Origin of the sequence: Streptomyces calidiresistens (assembly GCF_014141525.1) — a bacterium.
Classification (GTDB): domain Bacteria; phylum Actinomycetota; class Actinomycetes; order Streptomycetales; family Streptomycetaceae; genus Streptomyces; species Streptomyces calidiresistens.
Genome location: NZ_VKHS01000489.1, coordinates 1 through 4,278, shown reverse-complemented (window position 1 = coordinate 4,278; position 4,278 = coordinate 1). Strand labels below are relative to the sequence as shown.

Sequence of the window (4,278 nt, the reverse complement as noted above, 5' to 3'; positions counted from 1 at the left end):
CCCACCATCTCCGCACCCCGTCCCGCGCCCGCCCCGGCCGGGGCGGGGAAGCCGAAGCTGGGGGTGCCCTCCGGCCCGATCCGGATCTCCGCAGTCCCCACCGCGGAGGCCGAGGAGCGCGAGCTGCTCTTCGTCCTGGAGGAGCCGGAGCGCACGGCGGACGGGGAGCTGCTGCGGGACGAGGAGGGGAACGTCGTCACCCGGGACCGTGAGGTCACCATCCCCCGCCACATCCCCGCCAACATCGCGTTCCGCATGATGCGGGACATGTACCACGGCGGTGACCTGACCGCCGCCTACGGCGCGATGCTCAACCTCCTCGGGCAGGAGACCATGGACGCCCTCGCGGAGGCGGACGGCATGACCAGCGAGGGCTTCCGCAGGGTGATGCGGATCATCGAGGTCAAGGTCGGGGCGGCGGCGAAGCACCTGCTGGGAAACTCCTGATCCGCGCCCAGCAGTTGGGATGGGTCTTCGAGGACCTGGGCGCGGTGGACGCGGACTTTCGACGGCTGTACCACTGGCCCCCGGACTGCTGGGGGCCGGGGATCGCCGAAGGCCACTTCCCGCCGGGGATGTCCGCGGAACGCTTCTGGACCCTGTGCGAGCTGCTGCCCTTCACGGCGGGGACAGCGGTGCGAGGCCTGGCGCAGTACCGGGCGGACAGCAGCGCCGCGTCCGAGGACCGGGCGCCGACCAGCCAGGCACAGCCCGGCGAGGGGCCGGCGCGGTATGGCGGCCCGGACCCCGGCACCGCCGCACCCCCCGCCCCCGCAGCGCGGGCAGGAGGCAGCGGCGCCGCAGGGGCGCTGCCCGCCGAAGTCGCGCACCTCGACCCCGCCTTCCAGGGCGACTCCTACGGCACCCCACCGGCGATCGGCGTCTACCGCAAACGCCCCCGCACCAGCCGCAAGACCCGCACACCGCGCACCACCTGATCCCGCTCACCTGGAGGGTCCGTGACGACCATGGCCGGCCGCGGCTTCCGGATCGCCTCCGCGTATGTGGAGGTGGTCGGCCAGCCGCGGCGTGAGCAGATCCGCCGCACCTCCGAACGGGTGGGCCGGGACGCCGGACGCGCCTACGCCGGCGGATGGGCCCGCACCTCCACCCAAGGCGCGCAGCAGGCCGCCGCCCGAGTCGGCCGGGACGCCGGACGCTCGTATGCCGGGGGGTGGGCGCGGACCTCCGGAGAAGGGGTCTCGCGGGCGGCGCAGGGCCACATGACGACAGTCGGCCGCCAGCACGCCCAGTGGGGCACCGCCGGGCAGCAGGCCGGGGGCGCGTACTCCCAGGGGTTCGCGGGTGCCTCGCGGGGGGTGGGGCAGTCCGCGCAGCAGTCCGCTCACCACGTGCAGCAGACAGCCGCCCCCGCGTTCCAGTCGGCCGGTGCGGCATCGGGGGCAGGTTTCGCATCGGGGGCCGCGGGTGGGATGAGCGGGATGTCGGCGGCGATGCAGCCGGCGCTCGGGGGGTTCCTCGCGGCGGCCGGTCTGGTCGGCGGCTCCGTCCTGTCCCTGTCCGGGGACTTCGAGCACGCCATGTCCGCCGTCCAGGCGGTGACGGGGGCGACGGGGAAAGACTTTGATCGGCTCACGGATCTCGCGAAAGAGATGGGCCGAACGACGCAATTCTCTGCGGCTGAGGCTGCGGCCGGTATGGAATTCCTCGGCATGGCCGGATGGAATACCGAACAGATTTTGACCGGCCTCCCCGACGTGCTCCAGCTCGCCGCTGCGGGTGGAATCGACCTCGCCTCCGCAGCGAACTACACGAGCAACATCATGTCCGCGCTCGGCATGGACGTCTCCGAGACCGGCAGGGTCGTGGACGCCCTCGCCAAGACCGCCGCCTCCACCAACACCAACGTCCTCGGCCTGGGCGACTCCGCAGCCCGTATCGCCGGCGCCGCCAAGAGCGCCGGCTGGAGCATCGAGGACATGACCGAGGCCCTCGGCTCCATGGGCGACGTCGGCATCGCCTCCGAGGTCTCGGCCACCTCCCTGAACTCCATCCTCGGTGACCTGATGGACACCGGGTCCAAAGCCACCGAGGTGTTCCAGAAGTACGGCGTGGAAGTCCTCGACGCCAACGGCAACGTCCGCAACTACACGGATATCGTGGCGGACGCGAAAGACGCCGGAATGAAATTCAACGACATGACGGAGGCATTCGGAAAGGAACACGGCCCGAAATTCGCCCAAACCCTGGGCCTCACCCACGAGCGCCTCGCGGAGATCAAGGAGGCGACGCACGACACCGCCGGGGCGGCCGAGCGCATGGCCGCCGTCCGGATGGACAACTTCAAGGGCCAGCTCACCTCCGCGAGCTCGGCCGCGCAGGGCCTCGCGATCGCCATCGGCGACATGGGCATCCTCGCCTTCGCCACCACCTTGATGGAGAAGTTCGTCGGGGTGCTGCGCGGGGTCACGGACATGCTGACCCGCCACCAGGACGTCATCAGGCGCGTCATGTCCGTGCTGCTGCCGTTCGCCGCGGCGTTCGCCGCCGTCATCGCCGGCGCCCTCGCACTCAAGGCCACCCTCGCCGTCCTGTCTGCGGCGTTCGCTTTCCTGCTCTCCCCGATCGGCCTGGTCGCCGCAGGCATCGCCGCCATCACCACCGTCCTCGTCCTCGCCTGGAAGCGCAGCGAGCGGTTCCGGAACGTGGTCACGGCGGTGTGGGAGCGCGTGCAGGAAGCCGCCGCGAGGGTGGTGGACTTCTTCCAGTCCCGTGTCGCGCCGGTGCTGCGGAAAGTCTGGGACCGCATCAGTACCAAGGCCCTGGAGATGGCCAACAGGTTCGCGGAACACGTGTGGCCGCTGGTCCAGAAGGCCATCCCCTACGTCCAGGCCGCCGCCGGGCGCCTCGCGGACTTCTTCCGCGACCGCGTCGCCCCGGCCCTGCGCGCCGTGTGGCCCCGAGTGGAGAAGGCCGCCAAGCGCCTGTCGGATTTTTTCGAGAACACCCTCGCCCCCGCGTTGAAGGATCTGTGGCCGCCGGTCAAGGAACTCGCGCGGGAGATGGTCGACTTCTTCGAGAACAGCGTGTGGCCCGCCATGGGCGAGGGCTGGAAGCTCCTGAAGGAAGCCGCCCACGCCGCCATGGCCGCCCTGCGGGAAGCGTTCGGGGGCCTGGCGAAGGACGGGGAGTCCGCGGGGGACGTTGTGCGCCGTATCCTCGCCGGCGTCAAGGACCGGCTGCGGGGCCTGCGGGATTCCGTACGGGAGACCATGCAGCAGGTCCGGGAGATCTGGTCGGAGCACGGAGAGCGGATCCTGGAGACCGTGCGCGCGGCCTGGGGGCAAGCTTTCGCCACGATCGCCTACATGCTGAAGAACCTCATGGTGGTGGTGAAGGGGGCTTGGACCATCATCTCCGGCGTCGTGGCCGGGGCTCTAAAGATCCTCAAGGGCATGATTCAGGTCGCCACCGGTGTCATCTCCGGTGACTGGGGCCGGGTGTGGGACGGCATCAAGAACATTTTCTCCGGCATCTGGAAACAGATCACGTCGATCCTCAAGGGTGCGTGGCAGATCATCTCCGGGATTTTCACGAACATGTGGAATTTCGTGACGGGGATTTTCAAGCGTCTCTACAACTGGCTCGTCGGCAACAGCTTGATCCCTGATTTGGTGAATGCGGTGATCCTGTGGCTGCGCCGTATGCGGGACCGCGGGGCCGAGCTGGTGGCGATGATGCGGGACTGGGTCATCGACCGGGTGCGCGTCATGCGGGACCGGGCGATGGACGCCGTGCGGGGCCTGCGCGACCGCGCGATCGAGATCATGACGGGGTGGCGGGACCGGCTGCGGGCGATCGCCGGTGACGCGCGGGACTGGGTCGTCACCCGCGTCCGCGACCTGCGGGACAAGGTGCGGTCCGCGCTGGAGACCATGCGGGACAAGGCGATCTCCGCTTTCACCCGGGCGAAAGACGGCATCAAGACCGCGTGGGACAAGCTGGAAGAGGTCGCGAAAAAGCCGGTCTCCTTTGTGATCAACACGGTGTACAACGACGGCATCCGCAAATTCTGGAACGCCATCGCGGGGAAGATCGGCCTGGGCAACCTGGAGCGCATCTCGGGGTTCGCGGCCGGTGGTGTGGTGGACCTGCGGAAGGGCGCGCACCTGCCCGGCTACTCCCGGACCGATGACACGCTGGCGATGGTGCGCTCCGGGGAGGGCGTCCTGGTCCCCGAGGCGGTCCAGGCCCTCGGGGGCCCGGGGTTCATCCACGCGGCCAACGCCGCGGGGTCGCGGGCGGGGGCTGTCTGTT

Annotated in this window: 3 protein-coding genes; all 3 read left to right on the top strand. The window is 70.0% G+C overall.

What is annotated here, in order from left to right; translation table 11 throughout:
- The coding region (locus FOE67_RS18230; protein WP_182665617.1) for a hypothetical protein at window positions 1–447 on the top strand (447 nt) is incomplete at its 5' end.
- Window positions 448–461: 14 nt separating this feature from the next.
- Window positions 462–938, top strand: coding sequence for a hypothetical protein (locus FOE67_RS18225; RefSeq protein ID WP_182665616.1), 477 nt, complete (start codon window positions 462–464; stop codon window positions 936–938).
- Window positions 939–968: 30 nt separating this feature from the next.
- Window positions 969–4,278 (top strand): phage tail tape measure protein (locus FOE67_RS18220; RefSeq protein WP_228474015.1); only part of this gene is annotated, 3,310 nt, incomplete at its 3' end.